The 21,465-nt window shown below is 39.8% G+C and carries 17 protein-coding genes and 1 pseudogene; 12 read left to right on the forward strand and 6 right to left on the reverse strand.

Annotated elements, in window-relative coordinates:
* Positions 1-445 precede the first annotated feature (445 nt).
* The 3 genes from crtO to ACM03V_RS17140 all read right to left on the reverse strand — a co-directional run bounded on the left by crtO (position 446) and on the right by ACM03V_RS17140 (position 4,245).
* Positions 446-2,143 (reverse strand): beta-carotene ketolase CrtO, encoded by a 1,698-nt coding sequence (crtO, locus tag ACM03V_RS17130; RefSeq protein WP_414622002.1) that lies wholly within the window; start codon positions 2,141-2,143, stop codon positions 446-448.
* Between the two features lie 99 nt (positions 2,144-2,242).
* Positions 2,243-2,920, reverse strand: a complete 678-nt coding sequence (locus tag ACM03V_RS17135) for a DUF2993 domain-containing protein (protein WP_414622003.1) — start codon at positions 2,918-2,920, stop codon at positions 2,243-2,245.
* Positions 2,921-3,138: 218 nt separating this feature from the next.
* On the reverse strand, positions 3,139-4,245 hold the full coding sequence (locus ACM03V_RS17140; RefSeq protein WP_414622004.1) for a DNA topoisomerase IB: 1,107 nt from the start codon (positions 4,243-4,245) through the stop codon (positions 3,139-3,141).
* A 240-nt stretch (positions 4,246-4,485) separates the two neighbouring features.
* Between ACM03V_RS17140 and ACM03V_RS17145 the strand changes: the two genes are divergently transcribed.
* The 4 genes and pseudogenes from ACM03V_RS17145 (at position 4,486) to ACM03V_RS17160 (ending at position 5,552) form a co-directional block, all read left to right on the forward strand.
* Entirely contained in the window at positions 4,486-4,713 is a 228-nt protein-coding gene (locus ACM03V_RS17145) for a hypothetical protein (protein WP_414622005.1), read from the forward strand.
* Complete coding sequence (locus ACM03V_RS17150) at positions 4,710-4,994, forward strand: type II toxin-antitoxin system YafQ family toxin (RefSeq protein WP_414622006.1); 285 nt, start codon at positions 4,710-4,712, stop codon at positions 4,992-4,994. The genes ACM03V_RS17145 and ACM03V_RS17150 overlap by 4 nt, the downstream gene beginning before the upstream one ends.
* Before the next feature lie 12 nt (positions 4,995-5,006).
* Positions 5,007-5,096, forward strand: a pseudogene (locus tag ACM03V_RS17155) (type II toxin-antitoxin system prevent-host-death family antitoxin); the annotation flags it as partial.
* A 261-nt stretch (positions 5,097-5,357) separates the two neighbouring features.
* On the forward strand, positions 5,358-5,552 hold the full coding sequence (locus ACM03V_RS17160; RefSeq protein ID WP_414622007.1) for a hypothetical protein: 195 nt from the start codon (positions 5,358-5,360) through the stop codon (positions 5,550-5,552).
* Here the strand turns inward: ACM03V_RS17160 and ACM03V_RS17165 are convergent.
* The 3 genes from ACM03V_RS17165 to ACM03V_RS17175 all read right to left on the reverse strand — a co-directional run bounded on the left by ACM03V_RS17165 (position 5,549) and on the right by ACM03V_RS17175 (position 9,807).
* Complete coding sequence (locus tag ACM03V_RS17165; RefSeq protein ID WP_414622008.1) at positions 5,549-6,535, reverse strand: ABC transporter ATP-binding protein; 987 nt, start codon at positions 6,533-6,535, stop codon at positions 5,549-5,551. The genes ACM03V_RS17160 and ACM03V_RS17165 overlap by 4 nt on opposite strands.
* A 153-nt stretch (positions 6,536-6,688) precedes the next feature.
* Entirely contained in the window at positions 6,689-8,338 is a 1,650-nt protein-coding gene (locus tag ACM03V_RS17170; RefSeq protein WP_414622009.1) for an ABC1 kinase family protein, read from the reverse strand.
* A 404-nt stretch (positions 8,339-8,742) separates the two neighbouring features.
* Entirely contained in the window at positions 8,743-9,807 is a 1,065-nt protein-coding gene (locus tag ACM03V_RS17175) for a mannose-1-phosphate guanylyltransferase (RefSeq protein WP_414622010.1), read from the reverse strand.
* A 122-nt stretch (positions 9,808-9,929) separates the two neighbouring features.
* Between ACM03V_RS17175 and ACM03V_RS17180 the strand changes: the two genes are divergently transcribed.
* From ACM03V_RS17180 to ACM03V_RS17215, 8 genes are all read left to right on the forward strand, one after another.
* Entirely contained in the window at positions 9,930-11,369 is a 1,440-nt protein-coding gene (locus ACM03V_RS17180) for an LCP family protein (RefSeq protein ID WP_414622011.1), read from the forward strand.
* Positions 11,370-11,524: 155 nt separating this feature from the next.
* A complete protein-coding gene (locus tag ACM03V_RS17185; RefSeq protein WP_414622012.1) occupies positions 11,525-12,031 on the forward strand; it encodes a pentapeptide repeat-containing protein in 507 nt (168 codons plus the stop codon).
* 213 nt (positions 12,032-12,244) lie between these two features.
* Entirely contained in the window at positions 12,245-13,870 is a 1,626-nt protein-coding gene (gene murJ / locus ACM03V_RS17190) for a murein biosynthesis integral membrane protein MurJ (RefSeq protein ID WP_414622013.1), read from the forward strand.
* A gap of 364 nt (positions 13,871-14,234) precedes the next feature.
* Positions 14,235-15,173: a 1-aminocyclopropane-1-carboxylate deaminase/D-cysteine desulfhydrase gene (locus tag ACM03V_RS17195; RefSeq protein WP_414622014.1), complete on the forward strand. Its 939-nt coding sequence runs from the start codon at positions 14,235-14,237 to the stop codon at positions 15,171-15,173.
* A 458-nt stretch (positions 15,174-15,631) separates the two neighbouring features.
* Positions 15,632-19,738: a tetratricopeptide repeat protein gene (locus tag ACM03V_RS17200; protein WP_414622015.1), complete on the forward strand. Its 4,107-nt coding sequence runs from the start codon at positions 15,632-15,634 to the stop codon at positions 19,736-19,738.
* A 551-nt stretch (positions 19,739-20,289) separates the two neighbouring features.
* A complete protein-coding gene (gene tnpA, locus ACM03V_RS17205; protein ID WP_414622016.1) occupies positions 20,290-20,709 on the forward strand; it encodes an IS200/IS605 family transposase in 420 nt (139 codons plus the stop codon).
* Between the two features lie 51 nt (positions 20,710-20,760).
* Positions 20,761-21,048 (forward strand): hypothetical protein, encoded by a 288-nt coding sequence (locus tag ACM03V_RS17210; protein WP_414622017.1) that lies wholly within the window; start codon positions 20,761-20,763, stop codon positions 21,046-21,048.
* Positions 21,045-21,461: a type II toxin-antitoxin system VapC family toxin gene (locus ACM03V_RS17215; protein WP_414622018.1), complete on the forward strand. Its 417-nt coding sequence runs from the start codon at positions 21,045-21,047 to the stop codon at positions 21,459-21,461. The genes ACM03V_RS17210 and ACM03V_RS17215 overlap by 4 nt, the downstream gene beginning before the upstream one ends.
* The last annotated feature ends 4 nt before the right edge of the window (positions 21,462-21,465 follow it).

The following is a 21,465-nucleotide window of genomic DNA, read 5'->3' on the forward strand; positions in this document are numbered from 1 at the left end:
GTGCATTAGCTACGCTACATATATTGCATCAGTTTTATATATACTTTGTCATCTGTAGTGAGGATGACATTATTTAGCCGATAGGAGGATGCCCCACCCTTGAAAAGTGGGACTACAAAAACAAAGTTAGTAGTTACTAGGTTGGGTTAGGCGCACTTATAATTATGGTTTTAAAATGAAAATAAAGTTACGCCGTAACCCAGCATGGCATTTTGTTTTTTTACAATCCTAATGTTGGGTTACGACACGATGAATCAAAATTATATTTATTACTTAAAATTAATATTCGTGTCTAACCCAACCTACAATTACTACTGCAAATTGCGGATAATATTATTTTTCACAACCGTAATGTTGGGTTACGACACGATGAATAAAAATTATATTTATGAATTAAAATTAATATTCGTGTCTAACCCAACCTACAATTACTTACCTTTGACCTTTAACCTTGCTTCTTAAACATCGACTCGAAGGTAGACGAAATCGCTTCTTTCGCATCCTTCAAACTCTGCTGCATGGGTTGCTTATTCTGCAAAAATACTCTTGCACAATTACGTCCCGGCATTCCGGAAATTGAACCACCTGGATGGGTTCCCGCACCTGTTAAATACAGGTCTTCAATTGGTGTTTTATAATTGGCAATTTCGGGTAGGGGACGGAAGAAAATCATCTGGTCTAATGTCATATCAACATGATAGTAATTCCCCTTATAAGCACCCAATCTTTCACCTAATTCGGCAGGACTTTCTACAGCGCGAGCAATAGTTGCATTTTTTACGTTTGGTGCGTAATCTGCTAGTTTATCTATAACTCTATCTGCTACTTTGTTTTTCAATTCATCAGTCCAACCAGTACCATTTAAACCCGTACCTTCAGCATCTTTGATTTGATAAGGAGCAAAAAATTCAATCCACAAAGTATGCTTTCCTGGAGGTGCTAAACTGGGGTCGCGATAGCTGGGTAAAACTGCATACATTGAAGGATCGGCATCGGGAATTTGACCCAAAGTACACAAACTATGAGCTTGTTCTACATGAGTAACTGAATCGGCAATTAATATTGAACCAACTAAATATTCGTCTTTGTGTTCGTGGTGTTCAAAACGTAGCGGTTCGTTTAACGCCAAGTCAATTTTGAGGATAGTTTCGTTATTATTAACAATACGACGCTTTAACCTTTCATGCAAGTCTGGATCGGCTGCATCTGAATCGCTTTTATCCACCATTTGCATGAATACTCGTTTCGCATCAATGTTAGAAATTACCGCTTCTTTTGCACGATATTCTTTACCACCCGCAACGCGAACACCCACAGCTTTACCGTTATCAATCAATATTTTTTCTACGTGCTGCTCGGTTAAAATAACGCCACCTTTACTTGTGACTAAATTAACTAAAGCTTGGGTTAATGCACCAGTACCACCGCGAGGTCTTGCCATGCCTGGATTGTGACGCATCGCCATCATTATCGCACCGATCGCCAAGGTTTTTTGTGAAGGTGGCGCACCTAATTCAGCGCAAAGTCTGGCTAATGGTGCTTTGAGGAATTCCGAATCAAACCATTCGTTAAGAATATCCTCGCCGCTGGTTAACATATTACGTATAAAGTCCAGCGTTTTGTCTACCGAACCTATTACCGAAAATAAATCTTTAATTTTAGTAATGTTGTAGTTACCAGCAATATCTAAAATTGACTTCGGTGGTGCGTTGAACATCGGAATCATTGCACCCAAAGCCCGCTGCCAATATTCTGTAAATTCCTTATATTTAACAGCATCGCGTTGAGAGTAACGAGCGATTTCCGCACAGGTTTTATCTAAAGACTTATGTCCTAAGAAATACTTTCCGTCTGGATGGGGACAAAATACAACTGGATCGCAATATAAATATTCCAATCCGTATTTTTCTAATTCTAATTCTTCAACGACAGGGCCGAGGTGAATAAATTCATGGTCGATCGCACACAAATTAAATTTGAATCCAGGCGCTTCCTTGGGTAAAAGTTCCTCAGTGGTAGCCGCACCACCGGGTATCGAGCGCTTTTCTAACAACGCAACACTATACCCAGCTTTTAATAAATAAGCAGCACAGACTAATCCGTTATGTCCCGCACCGATAATTACAACATCATATTGTTGCATAATTAATAGTTCTAGATATGGAATATATTGATTAGCTTATAATAATAACTTCTGTAAAATCTAACATCATACCGCAGTCATATAAGCATCTAATCAAATTTACGACTTTAAGGGTATATTATCGGGTATTTGTTGAAGATTGATTTGTGAGTGCAATAGTATACTACCTTGTTGCACTTTTAAACGATTAATCCGTAATGTAGTGTCTTTTAACTCAAAATAAGGCAATTTTCGCAACTTATGAATTTTATCTATTAATGCAACCATAATTTCTAATTCAATTCCTTCAGGAGTATTGCATTTAAAGCCATCAAGTATAATTGGCTTGTCTAAAGATTCTAAGCGTACATCGGCTTTCAAGCCTAAAGGTTTCTTTTCCAAACCTGAATCTAATATTATTTCCCCTTCAATAATAATTTTACTATTTCCAGGTAAACGGAATTGGATATTTTTAGGATAAATACTAACAATACTTGTTTCAGTATGGAATGTTAAAAACTCATATAATATATTGCGAACAAAATCTAATTTTAAAGCTTCATTGAGATCAACTTCTGTTACTACAATTCGACTTTGAATATTTATTGGATGATCTAATTCGACTTCACCTAAGAGGACTTTGAGAGGATTGATATCAATATCGTCAGTTTTTAATTCAATTTCATCAAGGCGAATGTCATTAAATTTTAATCCTTTACCTTCAAATGATACACCGTCCGCGTGTCCTTGAATTGCTTTGAGCAAATCTGTATTTACATCAAGATTTAAGTTATCCATTTTTCAGTTACCAGTTATCAGTTATCAGTTAGCAGTTATCAGTTATCAGTTATCAGTTCTTCATTGATAATTGTTTATTGGTCACTGATTTAATCAAGTTATGTTTACATTAAACTTTTGCATTCACAAATAAATCTATAATATGAAGGAGATAAAATATAAATAATTATTCAATTTTATCTTGTTCTCCGTTGCCTATTCATACAAATAATAAACCATTATTGTTCAACTTGCTGTAATAAATACTGTTCTAAAATATTTAATACGGCTTGTTCTACAGGACGCAATTTTGATTTATCAGTATCAGCTTGACAGACTTTTTCAATTACGGGAAATAACGAACCGTCTTCATATGCTGCTAAAATTCCTGGGTGAACGTAATATTTACGGCAAGTTGCAGGACGATTTCCTAATTCCTGGGCTACATTTTTAATTGCTTGAACAATATTTTTTTTGGCTTGTTTTTCTGATTCAAATTCGCCCATTTCATGTAATTCTTCTGCTGCCAATACCGTTCCAAACCAAGTACGAAAATCTTTCGCTGTAAAATCTAAATCGGTAATTTCTTTAAGATAATCATTGACATCGCCAGAATTAATTGACTGACGCTTATTGTCATCATCAATAAATTGAAATAATTCTTGTCCGGGTAATTCTTGAATTCGCTTCACAATCTTTGCCAAACGGCGATTACTTAGCTCAATATCATGGTTTACACCACTTTTACCACGAAACTTAAATCGCAATTGCGAACCGGAAATATCAACGTGACGCTGTTTCATTGTCGTTAAGCCGAAAGACTTATTTTTCTGGGCATACTGCTCGTTACCAACGCGAATTTTTGTAGTTTCCAAAAGTTTTACGGTAGCCGCTAAAACTTTTTCTTTAGGTAAACCGTGTTTCCTTAAATCTTTTTGTACCTGTTTCCGAATTTTTGGTAAAGCCAAACCAAAAGCAATTGTACGATTAAACTTAGTTTGAGAACGGATTTTCCGCCAATGTGCGTGATATCTATATTGCTTGCGTCCCTTTTCATCCCTTCCCGTAGCCTGTAAATGTCCTCTCTCATCGGTACAAATCCAAACTTGATCCCAAGCAGGAGGTATGACAAGGGCTTTGATTCTTTCTAATTCATCTTCACAACAGATTTTATTACCTTCCGCATCGTAATAACAAAATCCCTTACCCTTGCGCTGACGCTTGATACCCGGAGTCGCATCGCTGACATAAACTAAGCCGACAAGCTCCGCAGATTCATAGGGTTCCACAGCTAATGCGGCTTTAACCTCCTGTTTTACAAGTTTGTTTTTCAGCTTTAACTGCATATTACAAAGATGAGATTAAATAATAATATTTGTTAATTTAGCTTGTCATAATAAATCATAAATCTACTTGAAGAAATAAAAGGCGACCGTCTGAATAGGTATTTAGGTGATTTTGAGTAAATCTTGCTTTGATGTCTTAATTGGTATTTTCAGCAAAGATATTTGTAGAATTTGTGCTTAGCGTTAAAATTTATTAAACGATATAAGCTTTTACAACCTCAAAGCTGATAACCTAATTTTATGAATACTCTAAATCAAGTGCTAGAAAGCGCTTTGCAATTGTCATACGAGCAGCAAGAAATGCTGATAAAAATTCTGCAAAATCGGCACCATGAAAGCCGTCGAGCAGAAATTGCAGAGGATGCTCAAAAAACTTTGGCTGATTTTCATGCTGGTAATTATCAACCTCAATCAGCCAAAAGTATTATTGCAGAATTACGTCAGTCCTTAAACGACTCAGAAGCATGAGATTGCTGGTTTCAACCCCAAAATTTAAAAGAGCATTTCGTAAGTTTGTTAAAGGAAATGCTAATCTCCAGCAACGTATTGAAGATACGCTTGTGCAAATGGAAACAGATGTATTTACCGCAAGTCTGGGTACGCATAAGTTGAGTGGCAAGCTTGACGGCTTTCAATCGTGTTCTTGTGGCTACGACTGTCGGATTGTTTTCTCAATTGAGCAAGATGTTGAAACGGAGAGTGAAGTTATCGTTCTGCTTGATATCGGAACACATGACCAAGTGTATTAATCTTGTTTAAAATATGATCTGTCAGTTCCAGGAATGCGAGAATCTATTCGAGAAGGATTGGCAACACCGATTGAGGAGTGCGATCGCGAATTGAAATGGTGAGTTGGGATGCATGTTTATACCAAACAGGCGCAGAAATATTTCAAAAAACTAGCTTCTAATAAATTACAGATGAGTCGCTAAGAAGCTTACATCATAATAAGCGGATTTGATGTAGGTAGGTTTAGATCATACATACAGTTATAACTATTTGTTATGATCAAAAAGTTTGAGGGGATTTACTTACCTTTACTCCTAAGAAACATTACTGATTATAACGTACTACATTGTTATGGTTGTAATTCAAACTAGGTATGTTTTTAGATGGAAAAGAAAATAATTAAATTCCAGTACGAATTTGACGTTACTGGCAGGCGTGTTCCAGTTGATGCTATACAAAGCAATGGTGACGGTTTTATAAATTGTTTGGATTTAACCAAAATTCTAATAGAGATTGAGCATGGCAAAGCCGAAAGCCTAAAAATCAAACCCGAAGAAGTAGAAATTGATAACTGCTAACTACCAACCCCTCCCGCTTGAAAAACTTTCCCAATTACTTCTTCAACAGGTGGCTCTGTAACTGTTAGATCGACTACTTCTAACTCAGTCAAAATACGCGATACCGTACTAGTTAGCTTCTCTTGAGGAATCATAAAACCAACCATTCGTCCGTCATGCGCTTTAACTTCACCAAATGTCTCTAATGTAACTGTGTCTACGGCTTGCGCTAACTCTACATTAACTACTCGATAAGGCGCAAATTTTTCCAAAAGTCCATCTAAACTGCCGTCATACATTAATTGTCCTTGATGAATCAACAGCACTCGTTTACACAAAGCTGTAATATCGGCCATGTAGTGACTAGTTAACAAAACCGTGGCTTGATAGCGCTGATTGTATTCGCGCAGAAAATCCCGCACATTAACTTGAGCGTTGACATCCAAACCTAAAGTCGGTTCATCTAAAAATAATACCTGGGGACGATGCAAAAGCGCCGCTAATAGTTCAGCTTTCATCCGCTCTCCCAAAGACATTTTCCGCACGGGTTGAGTAAGTTTGTCTTCAAGTGAAAGCATTTCGGTTAACTCTCCCACTCGTGTCCGAAATTCTTTATCGGGAATACTGTAAACAGCAGCATTAATTTTGAGAGAATCCAGAGCCGGTAAATCCCATAACAACTGCTGTTTTTGTCCCATTACCAGCGTAATTTGCTGCAAAAAAGCTTCTTTACGACTAAACGGAATATTTCCTGCAACTCGTATATTACCGCTACTCGGATGAATCAACCCAGTCAGCATTTTGAGAGTAGTAGTTTTTCCCGCACCGTTTGCCCCCAGAAAACCAACCACCTCACCGGGTGCAATTTCAAAAGAAACATTATTAACAGCCTTAATTTCCCGGTACTTGCGGCGAAAGAAATGAGAAACTGTACCTTTAATACCCGGTTCCTTAATAGCGACTGGATAAACTTTGCTCAAATCCTGAGCAATGATGATAGACATATATCTTATTTCAAACGATGCATAATATACCAGATTAAAGGTTTTAGGGAAAAATGAAAATGGGTATGGGGAAGAGGGGGGAGAGGGGGTAGAAATTTAATTATTAACTCCTAACTCCTAACTCCTAACTCCTAACTCCTAACTCCTAACTGATTACCGCAATCTTCCGGAGCGCAAAATACTAAAAATCAACCACAATCCTAATAAACTTGCAGCAGCAAACAGGATATTGCTAATTAAAGATAGCTGGGCGGTTTGTGCGTTGGTGGAAATAATTGCTGCACCCATGATCAGCGAACCTACTAAGACGCTAAAAGATAATCGATTGGCTGCATCGTCTGTGGTGCGTCGCAAACCGTCTAAACCTTTGATAGTTATATTCCACTGGAAGGTTTCTGTTGATACTTGCTCTAATAAGTATTCTATTTGACGGGGGAATTGTAAGGAAAGACTTTTTAAATCCAATGCTGTTCTCAAAAGGGAACGGACTGGTGAATCCCCAACTAGCTGTTTGCGGAATAAGTCTGTTAAAAAAGGTTTGATTTCTTCGATAAAATTTATTTCTGGGTTGAATCCTCTAGCTAATCCTTCTAAATTGGCAATAGTTTTAGCGTACAATCCCATGTTGCTGGGTAAGCGGATATTGTTGTTGCGAGCAACTTGAAAAACTTCGTAAACAATCTCAGAAAAATTAAGTTGAGCCAAGCTGAGATTGAAATATTTTCGCAGCATCCGGTCAAAATCACCTTCCAGACGCGACATATCCACCGGCTTGGATGCACCTGATAGCTGTAGAGTCAACTGAGCGCACCTGGGAGCATCTAAATCCACGATCGCGAGCAACATTTCGATCAATATTTGTTGGGTGCGGGGATCGAGTCTTCCTACCATACCGCAGTCTAACAAGGCGACGCGACCGTCATTAAGATAAAATATGTTGCCGGGATGGGGATCTGCATGAAAGAAACCGTCTACATATAATTGCTGACAGAAAACAGCAAATAACAAACTGGTAACTCTTTGACGTTCTGTTTCCTGATTCGTATCTTTATTAGTCTCGTTGGGTATAGTTGCCGATAAAATGGGCGCACCATCAAGCCATTCCATCACCATTAATTTTGGCGAGGTTAATTCCCAGTAGATTTTGGCAACTACTATATCTTTAGGATCGAACCAGGTACCTTCAGATAAATTGCGTCGTAGCTGATCGGTAAAACCAGCTTCTCGCGTAAAATCTAATTCTGCCTTTAATGCAGTACAAAATTCATCGGCGATCGCCTTTATATCATTTACTTGTCCAAAGTCAGTACGAGCGACTAATTCGGCGATACCTTGAATTAAAGCAATATCTTGGTCAACAATCAGACCAATTCCCGGACGCTGCACCTTCATCGCCACTTCCTGACCGTTGACAAGAATAGCTTTATGTGTTTGAGCAATAGAACCTGCTGCTACAGGTACCGGATTAATCGTAGAAAAACTTTCTTCTAAAGGACTTTTCAACTGCTTGCGAATGAGTATTTCGACATCAGCCCAAGGAACCGGAGGGACATCATCTTGTAGACTTGAAAGTTCGTCAATATACGAAGCACTCAGCAAATCCGGACGAGTAGAAAGCAGTTGGCCGAGCTTAATATAAACTGGACCCAAATCTACCAAAATATTTTTTAACACCGCAGGAGGAGGTAACTGGGGTTCATCGGCTTTACCAAGAGTAATCAGCCGTCGCATATAATCCCAGCCATTGCGGAATAAAACTTCAATAATTTCTCTTTGACGAGGAACGGTTTGGGTTAGAAACATTTTTAATAATTATAAATAGGGCATAGGGCATGGGGCATTGGGAATAGTTATGAGTTATGAGTTATGAATTATGAGTTATGAGTTAAGAGTAGTAAGTTGGAAGTAATAAAGAACTGTAGGTAATTATTTTCTACCCCCTCTCCCCCTCTTCACCCTCCTTACTTATCCAATCCCCAATGCCCAATGCCCAATGCCCCATGCCCCTGAAAATTGACTGAATAGTTATACTAGTAGGAATTAGGGGCTTTACGCTTCTGTCAAGGGTTTGAGGTTTTGTTTCTATATATTGATTTTAGGTCCGCAGGTTGTAGATTTTGGGCGATTGGGTATGGTGAATTTTTGTATTTCACCGCTACCCAATGCCTGATAAATAATCCTTAAGACATAGTTACTTTATAGTTACGTTAAAGTAGTTCGGTAAAGCGGGAATCGGACTGTAAATGTTTTAGTACCTGCTTAATTTCTTGGGTGCGTTCTTTTTTGACAATTAGGGTGACATTTTTGTCGCGAACGACGACTACATCTTCCAACCCAATAGTAACAATTAGATCATCTTTATCGCTGGCGTAAAGAATGGCTCCTGTGGTGTCTAATCCTACATGAGTAGCTAATTCGACATTTGGTTCTTTTTCTTTTTTGAGCAGCCTTTCAATGGCGTTCCAGTCTCCTAAATCGTCCCAGCCAAATTCTACTGGTAAGACGTATGCTAGATTGGTCTTTTCCATTAAGGCATAGTCTACGCTTAGTTTAGGAAGTTTGGGATAAATTTCGGGACCATTTTTTTCTATGGGTTCGATGATTTCTGGAGCATAAGTATATAGTTCTTTAATAACAACTCCTGCTCTAAAAAAGAACATTCCGCTGTTCCAGCTAAAGCGTCCCGTTTGTAAAAAAGTTTCTGCCGTGTCGCGGTCGGGCTTTTCAGTAAAGCGGTTAATGTGATAGGCTGGCAAGTTGTTAAAGCTACCAAATTTCTCACCTTGTTCTATGTAGCCGTAGCCTGTTGATGGAAATGTTGGTTTGATCCCCAAAGTTACAATCGCCGGATTTTGTGCCGCTAATTCTACTGCTGCACTTAATGTATTTGCAAATGCCTCTTGGTCGGCAATCCAGTGATCGGCAGGGAAAAAGCCAATAATAGCGTCTTCACCATAACGCTTTTTAATTTCCAAACTGGCCCAGGCAACCGCAGCTGCCGTATCTCTTCCTTGTGGTTCTACAAGCAAGTTAGCTTCAGGCAATTCTGGTAATTGCTCTCTCACGCCTTCTGCTATGAGACTAGAAGTTATCACCCATAGGTCATGCCAACCATCAGTCAGCGGTAGCAGCCTGTCAGCAGTAGCTTGCATTAAGCTTCGAGAGGTGCCATCAAGATTTAAAAATTGTTTGGGTCGGGTTCGTCGAGAAAGAGGCCAAAAACGTTCGCCTTTACCACCTGCAAGAATTACGGGGAAGAATCGACTAGTCATGTTGTCTTACAAACCTAATTTACGACACTTCAAGTGTACAGTGGGCTTTTAAAGTAGCAATATTTTTGGCTTAAATTAAAATTACATTTTACGTTTAGGGATTGGTTAGTGGGGAGTGAGTTGTGGTTAAACAAATAGAAACTTGGGAAAATCAGAATATTTACGAGCAGGAGCAAGATTTAGAAAGTCAAGCTTCTATAGATGGTCAAATACTCAATTTTGAGCCAAAAAATAGTCAAAAAACGGGTTCTATTCCCAGTCAGCTGTATTATCGGCTGGGCTTGGCAATGCCCAGATGGCTGTTCTGGATTCTCACGGTTGTAATGGGGATTACTTTATCGGGCTTACTGGTATCAAGTTTAGCGCTTTGGACTCCGTTATGGAGTGGCATTGAAAAAAGTGATTCGGAGTTGGGATGGTCGCCAATAGATGCTGACGATGCGCCGTTACCTGGTGCTTTGTGGAGTAATATTTCGCAATACCAGCTTAAAAAACCAATGAATATTTTGGTTTTGGGAATCGAACCCGTACCCGGTACGGTTGAAGGTTCGCCGGAAAGTTTTGCTGGAACCAGCGATACCATGTTGCTGGTGAGATTTAATCCCGAAGATAAAACCGTTCGGGTACTTTCGATTCCCAAGGGTACGATGATCTCAATTCCCGAAGAGGGATTAAACAAGGTATCTCAAGCGAACGCATTTGGTGGCCCGGTTTTAGCTGCGCGGGTGGTAAGTCGTAGTTTAAGTAATGCGCCGATTCACCGCTATATTCGTATTTCAACCGCTGGAATGCAGCAATTAGTAGATCAGTTGGGAGGAGTAGAAGTATTTGTACCTAAGTCCATGCAGTACAAAGATTCCGCTCAAAACCTATCAATTGATTTAGTGGGTGGCTGGCAAACTCTCAACGGCGAACAAGCACAGCAATTTGCTCGTTACCGCGAAGAGGGTTCCGGAGATTTAGAAAGAGTCCAGCGACAGCAAACAATGTTGTTAGCCTTGCGCGAGCGTCTTTGGAGTCCCAAAGTATTACCTCGCTTACCGCAGTTAACCCGCGTTATGCGGAAATACTTTGACACCAACTTGAAACTGGAAGAAATGATGGCTTTAGTCAACTTCACTCTAAAAGTGGATAAAGACAATTTTCAAATGACTATGTTACCGGGAATTTTCAGCCGTTTGAGTGCAGATCCCGACAGTTACTGGTTGAATTTGACCGGCAAAGGTAACTTACTTTCCGATTACGCCGGAGTAAACCTAGCTAGTCTCAGGCAAAGTAACAATCCGCTTACCGTTCTTAGAATTGCCGTTCAAAATACAGATAATCGACCCGAACAAACTCAAAAAGTTATCGAAATTCTCAAAAAACAAGGCTTCACAAAAGTTTACGAAATACCCAACTGGGCGGACGAACGAGCAAAATCTGAAATCATAGTCCAAAAAGGTGATAAACAAGCAGCACAAGAATTACAGCAAATTTTAGGGATCAATCATATTGATGTATCTGCCACTGGCGATATAGAATCTGACCTAACAATACGTATTGGGAAAGATTGGAAATAGTTGTTAGTTATTAGTTTAGGACTTACGCAAAGCCCCCCAATTCATCGGGGGGTTGGGGGGATCTTAGAGTTGGGAATGCCTACTTTTTGGTTGCGGTTGCGGTCATTCCTGTAGTTGTTCTAATAACCAATATCTACTAACCAAATTGAAAGATTATGAAAAAAATCCTTTTTCGCTTTTTAAGTTTGCTGTTCGTTTTATGTTTGGCTTGGTTGTGGGTACTACTAGATGCTCATCCAGCTTTTGCTCAAATAGACACGATTAATTACAGCAGTACAAATTTAGAAAACCGCGATTTCTCCAATAAAGAATTGATTGGAGTCAACTTTATTGCTGCCGAAATGCGGGGAACGAATTTTCAAGGTGCTAACTTAACAAACGCGATGTTTACCAAAGGCAATTTATTAGGAGCCAATTTAGAAGGTGCAAATTTTACAAATGCTTTGGTAGATCAGGTAACGCTGGATAATGCCAACCTGAAAAACGCCAACTTTACACAAGCAACAATGAGCCGCACCCGCTTTTTTGATGCTGATATTACCGGAGCCGATTTTACAAATGCTATCATCGATCGCTATCAGGTGAAATTGATGTGCGATCGCGCTGAGGGAGTGAATCCGGAAACTGGAGTGGAGACGCGGTATAGTCTTGGATGTAGGTAGGGAGATGGGGAGATGGGGAGATGGGGAGATGGGGAGATGGGGAGAGAGGGGGTAGAAAATTATTCCTAACTCCTAACTATTCCCAATCCCCCATGCCCATTACCCATTACCCATTACCAATAATTAATTAGTCAAATTTTCCCTGACTACTAACTGAATTTCTGGTTAAATACTTTCAGTTATCTTTCGTTAGAGTATTGTCGGGTATTATTTGTGACAAAACAACAGGATAAACCGTCTCGTTCGTTTGCTGGAATTGCGGGTATTGTTGCCGCTGCTACTTTAATCAGCAAGGTTTTTGGTTTGGTGCGGCAGTTGGTTATGTCTGCCGCTTTTGGTTTGGGGCCTGCTTTTGCGGGGTTTCAATATGCTTATACTATTCCAGGGTTTCTACTGATATTACTGGGCGGTATTAATGGCCCTTTTTACACTGCTGTAGTCAGCGTTTTAGCTAAACGCGATAAGGAGGAAGCAGCGCCGTTAGTAGAAACGATTATGACGCTGATTGGTGGAATACTCCTTGTTGTTTCGATTATTTTAGTAGTTGCTGCGCCTTTATTTATTGATATTTTTGCACCGGGTTTGCTGGAGCCGGGTAAGGAGTTAGTTAGAGAAATTGCTATCCGTCAATTGCGGGTGATGGCTCCGATGGCGGTTTTGGCGGGTTTGATTGGTATTGGTTTTGGCGTGCTGAATGCTGCTAATGTATATTGGCTTCCTTCTATCAGCCCTTTGTTTTCCAGCGCTGCGGTTGTGGTTGCTGTGGGTATTCTTTATTGGCAAATTGGTAGCGAAATCAGCGCTCCGGAATATGCGATGTTGGGGGGAACTGTTTTAGCTGGGGGAACTTTAGCGGGGGCGCTGTTGCAGTGGTTTGTACAGTTAGCAGCCCAAACAAAAGCGGGTATGGGCAGAATTCGATTGCGATTCGACTTTAATCAACCAGCAGTGAAAGAAGTCCTGAAAATAATGGGGCCTGCAACCTTTTCTTCTGGTATGCTGCAAATTAACCTTTATACCGATTTATTTTTCGCTTCATTTATTAGTACTAAGGTTGCACCCGCTTTAGCCAATGCTGGATTGTTAGTACAAACACCTTTAGGAATTATTTCTGGGGTAATTTTGGTTCCGCTGCTACCGATATTTGCCCGACTAGCAGGGGAGCAAAATTGGGGGGATTTAAAATTACGCATCCGTCAGGGATTGTTGCTTTCGGCTTTTACCATGCTGCCTTTGGGTGCTTTGATAGTGGCAATAGCCCCTTTAATTGTCAAGATAGTCTATCAACGCGGTGCTTTCGATCCAGAAGATACAAAATTGGTTGCTTCTTTATTAGTTGTCAACGGCATCGGGATGTTTGTGTATTTAGGGCGCGATGTTTTGGTACGGGTATTTTACGCTTTGGGTGATGGGGATACTCCGTTTCGCATTAGTATGATCAATATTTTTCTTAATGCTTTATTTGACTTTCTATTTATTAAAGTTTTTGATTTTGGCGCACCGGGTTTAGTGTTAGCAACTGTAGGAGTAAATTGCAGTTCAACGTTGATGCTGTTATTCATACTCAACCGCAAATTAAACGGTTTACCTCTCGTAGAATGGGGTTTACCAATATTAGGATTAACTGCTGGTAGTGTAGTAGCAGGTGCGGCTAGTTATGCAACTTCTTTAGGTATTCAACAGCTTTTAACTTCAGACAATTTTTTAATTCAGCTTTTGCAATTATCAATATCTGGTTTTGTCGGATTAGCAGTTTTCGGAATTATTGCTTCAACGATGAATTTGCCCGAAGTGAATCTTTTTGTCAGTCGGATGCGACAGAAGTTTTTGAAAAGGTAAGAGTTGGATTAAATTTTGTGTAGGGTGTGTTACTAGGCTGTTAACTTTGTACCTTTTTTCAGTCTAAAAGTTCATCACAAATCCCTCTCCCCTTCTCCTGGAGAGGGGTGCCGGAGGCGGGGTGAGGGAAGTCTGTTACGATTTTGACCGACATAAAAGTTGTATGAATAAAAAGCGTAAGAAGTCCATCAAAGTCAACAGCCTAGTGTGTTACGGCACGAAATGATACCGGGTAAAACGATAGGTTAGTTAAGCCGTAACGCACCATCGAATGCAGGTGGTGAATCGCAAATTTGTTTGTTTAGGATTTATGAAAAATCGGACGGGCAAGGATGCTTATCCCACAAGATTATAAATTTAATTTATGCTAAATCAACCAAGCCCACTACAGCTTATTCAAGATGAATTATTAATACAACATAAAATACGTCTATTTGTTAAACGCGATGATTTGATTCACCCACAAGTTTCTGGGAATAAATGGCGTAAATTAAAATACAATTTAGCAGCAGCACGAGAGCAACAACAAAAACGTTTACTTACTTTCGGTGGAGCTTATTCCAATCATATTGCAGCGACGGCAGCAGCAGGTAAAATGTTTGGGTTTGAGACGATTGGTGTAATTCGAGGTGAATTAGTAAAGCCGTTAAATCCAACTTTGCATTTAGCTCAACAGCAAGGAATGAAGTTGGTTTTTGTGGGAAGAAAAGAATATCGGGAAGAAAAAGCGGAAATAGCCGCACGGTTACAGAATGAATTGGGAAAGTGTTATGTAATACCCGAAGGTGGAAGCAACGCTTTAGCGGTTAAAGGTTGTGCAGAGATAGTTGCAGAAGTACGCGAACAGCTTGATGATGATTTACCGGATTATTTTTGTGTAAGTAGCGGTACGGGTGGTACTGCGGCTGGGTTAGTTGTTGGTTTAGCCCGAATGTCTGCCTTGAAGGTATTTCCGGCGCTGAAGGGTGATTTTCTTAAAGATGAAATTAACAGCTTGATATGGCAATCTGTAGGGAAAAAATATGATAATTGGCAGCTAGTAACAGATTATCATTTTGGTGGCTATACAAAATGGAATCAAGAATTAATTGATTTTATCAATGATTTTTATGAAAAATTTAAGTTACAAATTGACCCAATTTATACAGGTAAACTATTTTATGGGGTATGGAATGAAATTGAAAAAGGTAACTTTAAAGATGGTAGTACGATTGTGGTAATTCACACGGGTGGTTTGCAGGGAATTTTCGGTTTTAATCAAAGATTTGGAGATTTATTAAATAATAGACATCTCCGGAAATGAAAAATACCCCTCTCCAAACCTCTCCCCCACTGGGAGAGAGGCTTAAAAAACCCCCATTCCCTCATAGGGTAGGGGGGTAGGGGGGTTAGGTTTGCGTGTAATTTGAAACCATAGAAATGTTTTCCGGAGATGTCTAATGTAGAGACGTAGCACTGCTAAGTCTCTCTCCCAGAAATTTGATTGTAAACGAGCGAATTTTATATAGGGATTGCTGAAAAAATATAGGATTTACGTAACCGCAACCAAAAAATAGGTATTTTCACCGTTAAGATCCCCCCAACCCCCCTTAAAAAGGGGGGCTTTGCGTAAGTTCTACAAATATAGAAGTAGCCTTTTTATAAATTTTGACTTTTGGAAAATAGCTGCGAGGTTTAATGATGCCTATTTCCGGAATCTAGTGTTAGCTAAGTGAATCATTGTTATTAGTTATCATAAAAATTCAGTAATTACCCTTAGCTATGCCAAAAAACTGCTTGCGAATTACCCATCAAGGCGAAAATATCCAACTCTCCTGGCAGCGCGGGCAAGCAGCACCACGATTTGCCGATGCGGTAAAACTTGAACATCCATTTAATAAAGAAGCTTTAACAGATTTACGCTGGTATTTAGAAGAATATTTACGCTTTCCTTATGGCATCTTCCCAGATGAAGCTGCAAAAATAGAACAAAATTTGCAGACTTGGGGAGAAGAGTTATTTGAATTAGTGTTTCGCAGTAGCGAGAAAGCGCGGGAGTTTTTTCAAGCTGCCACTTATGATGGTTTGCATAATTGCGAGTTGGCGATCGCCTCGGATGATTTCGCTATCTTAAATTTACCTTGGGAGTTGCTGTATTCTCCTGGTGACAGACAATTTCTTGCGCCTTCTTTGGCGGGAATGTCACGTAGTTTGAGCGATTATGCGGTAAGGGGAGAAATTCCGCAACTACCTCAAGATAAGCTAAATATACTTTTAGTAATTGCTCGCCCTTATGGGGAAACAGATATTGCTCTAAAAACCATTGCTCGTCCTTTGCTGGATTCTATAGCAGAAATTCGTCACAAAGTCAATATAAAAGTATTGCGTCCGCCCAGTTTTGAAGAATTTGAGCGGGAATTAAGCGCTAATAAAGGATTTTATCACATTGTTCATTTTGACGGACATGGAGATTTTGACCCCAACAGCCAAGGATTTCAGCATAGTTTGGGTGGTTTGGGACAAGGTGTATTGGTGTTTGAAAATCTTGATGGTTCACCGCAGATTGTGACAGCAGCGCAAATTGCCCAGAATTTAGCAGATTGTGGAGTGCCGATTTTTGTATTGAATGCTTGTAAATCGGCAAGGGAAGGGGAAGATAAATTTTCTTCGGTGGCGACGCGCTTGGTATCTTTGGGAGCCAAAGGTGTGGTAGCGATGGCTTATTCGGTGTATGCTGTTGCGGCGAAACACTTTATCGGCAGGTTGTATGGCGAATTGGTGAAGGGTGCAAATCTTTCTCAAGCAGTTGCAGCAGGAAGAAAAGCTGTATTGAATCAACCGCAACGTCCAAGTCCAAAAGGCGATAAAATATTGCGAGATTGGATTGTTCCGGTTTTGTACGAGCAGGAAAGTTATGCGCCGTTTATTCCTGAAGATAATACAGATGATATTTTCGATCTAGATGATGTAGAGACGTTATACATAACGTCTTTATACGGATTTCCAGATGAAGGAGCCTACGGTTTTATCGGACGCGATTACGATATTTTGCGCTTAGAGCGAGCATTTCGCCAAAATAATATCGTATTGATGCAAGGAATGGGCGGTGTTGGTAAAACTGAGTTATCTTGCGGATTTGCGCGGTGGTTAGAAGAAACTCAAGGGCGCGATCATAAAATGTTCTTTGTTTCCTTTGAACATGGCGCAACCTTGAGTAATGTTATCAGCCAAGTTGGTAGGGAAGTTTGGGGAGATCAATTAGATAAATTTAATTCGCTTCCACTAGATAAACAGCAAGCTGCGGTGTTGAAATATCTGCAAACTCAATCGTGTTTGTTAATTTGGGATAACTTTGAACCTGTAAATGGTTTTCCTACCGGGAATCAACCGTTATTAACTGGGGAAGAAAGAAACGAACTCAAACAATTTCTCAAACAGTTACGCAGCGGGAAAACTTGGGTATTAATCACCAGTCGTCGCGAGGAAGCTTGGCTTGATTGTGGTTACACGCTGTTGAATTTAGGTGGTTTGCTCGCAGGTGATGTAGAAGAATTAGCCGCCAAGATTTTGCAAACTGCGGGGGTAGATAAAAGGAAGTTGCCGAAAGAATATTTGGAGTTGTTGAAATTATTGGGGGGACATCCCTTGTCATTGCGGGTAGTGTTACCGCATTTGAAAACGCAAACACCAGCGCAGTTAATTGAAGCCTTGCGTCAGGGATTGGATACTTTTGCGGGGGAGGAAGAGGAAGGAAGAGATAAATCGCTGACGGTTTCGTTGGATTATTCCTTTAGTAAATTGTCGGAGAAAGCGAGGAGACATTTACCGTTTTTGGGGTTGTTTTGTGAGAGGGTGAATGTAGATTTGCTTAATGGTTTTTCAGAAAGCCCTGATGATGAATTTGGGCAAGTATATAAAACGGTATTTGGGGAGAATTTGCACAAAGATGATTGGTTAGCAATTCTCAATGAAGCCGCAGCAGCAAGTATTTTAGAACAATTGGATAGTACTGTATATAAAATTCATCCGGCTTTACCTTGGTTTTTACGGAAACGGTTGAATGCAATAACGCTTTTGCATAATGAGGAGGTAATCAGTGAACTCGAAAAAAAGTTGCTGATTTTCTACGCTTCTCTGGCGGATAAATACCGTGAGAAACTGATCGGCAACGCCGAATTCGCAATCTTTATCTTACGGGTAGAAGAAGCAAACCTGCTGCAAAACCTGCGTCTAGCCGAACAACAACAGCAATGGGCTGAAGCACAAGCGATTTTACAAGCCTTGGGAGAGATATACGAACGTTTAGGGCGCAAACCTGAATTTAAAGCTTTGCAACAGCGGGTGTTAAATCAAATTGGTATACATCTATCGGAAGCTAAAGCCAAGGGTAAAGATGCTTTTAATTTCTGGGTGTACCTGCGGGTTAATGAAGCGAATGAAGCACTATTAAGTGCTGATTTAGAAGCAGCAAGGACAATTTATCAGGAAATTCTCGATGAATTGATAGCTTTAAATGACTCCTCGATGAATGACAAAATTGCTGTTGCCTATCACCAACTGGGTATGCTAGCCCAAGAACAACGGCAATTTGAGCAAGCCGAGCAATATTACCTCAAAGCTTTGAAAATATACGAAGATGCAGGGGATTTGTACAGCGCTGCAACTGGCTATCACCAACTGGGTTATGTCGCTTATCAACAACGGCAATTTGAGGCAGCGCAGCAATATTACCTCAAAGCTTTGAAAATATACGAAGATGCAGGGGATTTGTACAAAGCTGCAAGTCAATATCACAATCAAGGTATGGTAGCCGAAGAGCAACAGCAATTTGAGCAAGCGCAGCAATATTACCTCAAAGCTTTGAAAATAAAAGAAAAGGCAGGGGATTTGTACAGCGCTACAACTGGCTATCACCAACTAGGTGTGGTAGCCCAAAAAAAACGTCAATTTGAGCAAGCTGAGCAATATTACCTCAAAGCTTTGAAAATATTAGAAGATGCAGGGGATTTGTACAACGCTGCAAGGGAATATCACCAACTGGGTATGGTAGCCCAAGAACGACGGCAGTTTGAGCAAGCGCAGCAATATTACCTCAAAGCTTTGAAAATAAAAGAAAAGGCAGGGGATTTGTATAACGCTGCAATGGAATATCACCAACTGGGTAACGTAGCCGAAGAACAACGGCAATTTGAGCAAGCGCGGCAATATTACCTCAAAGCTTTGAAAATAAAAGAAAAGGCAGGGGATTTGTACAACGCTGCAATGGAATATCACCAACTGGGTATAGTAGCTCAAAGACAACGGCAATTTGATGAAGCGCAGCAATATTACCTCAAAGCTTTGAAAATATACGAAGATGCAGGGGATTTATACAACGCTGCAAGGGAATATCACCAACTGGGTACGGTAGCCGAAGAACAACGACAATTTGATGAAGCGCAGCAATATTACCTCAAGGCTTTGAAAATATACGAAGATGCAGGGGATTTGTACAGCACTGCAATGGAATATCACCAACTGGGTATGGTAGCCGAAGAACAAGAGCAATTTGAAGATGCGATTAGCTATTATCAAAAAACCTTTGGTATTTTTAAACAATTCCAAGATTGGTATCGGGCTTCATCAACATTGGCTAAATGGGGAAGGGTGTTAGAAACGCAATCAAATTTTTCTGAAGCTTTACCAATTTATATTCGTGGTTTAGCAATTGGTATTGAGCATTATCAAGAGTTTATTAACTTTTATATAAATGCTTTAGCGCGGATGTTGCGGGTTTTGGGAGAAAATCAATTTGATACGATTTGGCGCGAGGTGACGGGTGGGGATTGCGCGGGTAAGGTGCGGGAGGCGATTTGGGCGGCGCGGGATAGGTTGGATGAGGAGGGGTAGTTGCTCAGATATCCGCCTTGGAATAAATTTTCGCCGTAATCCGTCTTGAAATAAATTTTCGCCGTAATCCACCTTGAAATAAATTCCTGGGCTGCATATACAAAGTCGTGTCTTCCGCCTTGGAATAAATTCCCAGGCTCATATACAAAGTCGTCTTAAGACGACTGGGGATATTTCGTTTGGTGATGATGATTTGAATTCAGTCCGTTTTCAACGGACTTCGTTTATTAGCCTGGGAATTTATTCCAAGGCGGCGGACATTTGCGAAAATTCCCAACCAGGCGGACATTTGCGGAAATTCCCAACCAAGGCGGCGGATTTTTCCGTTGGTTGGTAATGATAATTTGAATTCAGTCCGTTTTAACGGACTTCGTTTATTAGCCTGGGAATTTATTCCAAGATGTGAGTTACGGCGAAAATTCCCAATCAAAGCGGACATTTGCGAAAATTCCCAACCAAGGCGGACATTTTCGGTATTTATACCAAAACAACAATCCCAATCAAGCGAGTAAAATCAAGAAAATTTAAGCATAAGTTTTCATATAATAATCATGGCTTTTTGGCGCACTTATTATCACCTTATTTGGGCAACTAAAGAACGTCACCCTTTAATTACACCTGAAAGAGAAACCGATCTTTATAAGTATATTGTTGATAAATCTGATAGTCTTAATTGTATAATTCATGCTATTGGTGGCGTTGAAGACCACATTCATTTAGTCGCTTCTATTCCACCAAGTTTATCTATTGCTGATTTTGTCAAAAATATTAAAGGTGGTAGCGCACATTTCTTAAATAAAAACAGTAGATTATCTGAAGATAAAGTTTCTTTTAGTTGGCAGCGTGGATATGGTTTATTATCTTTGGGTAGCAAACAGTTAGAACAAGCAGTTGGTTATGTAAAAAATCAGAAAAACCATCATTCTCAAGGAAGCGCGATCGCCACTCTAGAAAAATATAATGATCAATAATGTAAAATTAAGTTGTTCTAAACTTTCCTATAAATAAAAAGGAACCATAATATGCAAGCTTACAAAGCCAAAGGCAAAATTGACGCAACAGGTAATTTAGTAGTTACACAATCTATTGAAATACCACCCGGAAATGTGGAAGTAATTATTTTACAGGTAGCTGATGAAGTTAATGATTCTACAGAAACCCCCAGTGAATCGCAATCAGAAACACCTAAAAAGCGGGAATACAAAATTCAAGCACTGAAACACTTGCTGGAAAATGCACCACCAACATCACCAGATTTCGATCCAGATGAAGCGAGATGGGAAGCTTTAAAGGAGAAACATAATTTGTGAAGATATTGATAGACACCAATATTATTGTAGATGTAGCACTTGATAGAGATCCTTTTTTCGCAGCTAGCGAACAAGTGTTACGTTTTGTCGAACAGCAACGAGTTGAAGGATATATTAGTGCATCAACCTTTAGCGATTTATATTACATTATTCGCAAAACTAAAGGTCATACTTGGACTATACAATTTTTACAAGGAATAGCAACCTTCTGCCAAGTCGCTACGGTAAACCAAGCTACAATCTCAATGGCGCTTGCTAGCAATTTCAAAGATTTTGAAGACGCAATTGTGTACGGTGCTGCGGTAATTAACAATTTAGATGCTATTGTTACTCGCAATCAAAAAGACTTCCCGGTTACAACTCCACGAATTTTAACACCCGAACAATTAATTCAAGAGTTAACATCTTCGTAAATCT

Source organism: Calothrix sp. CCY 0018 (assembly GCF_963920925.1).
Lineage (GTDB): Bacteria > Cyanobacteriota > Cyanobacteriia > Cyanobacteriales > Nostocaceae > Rivularia.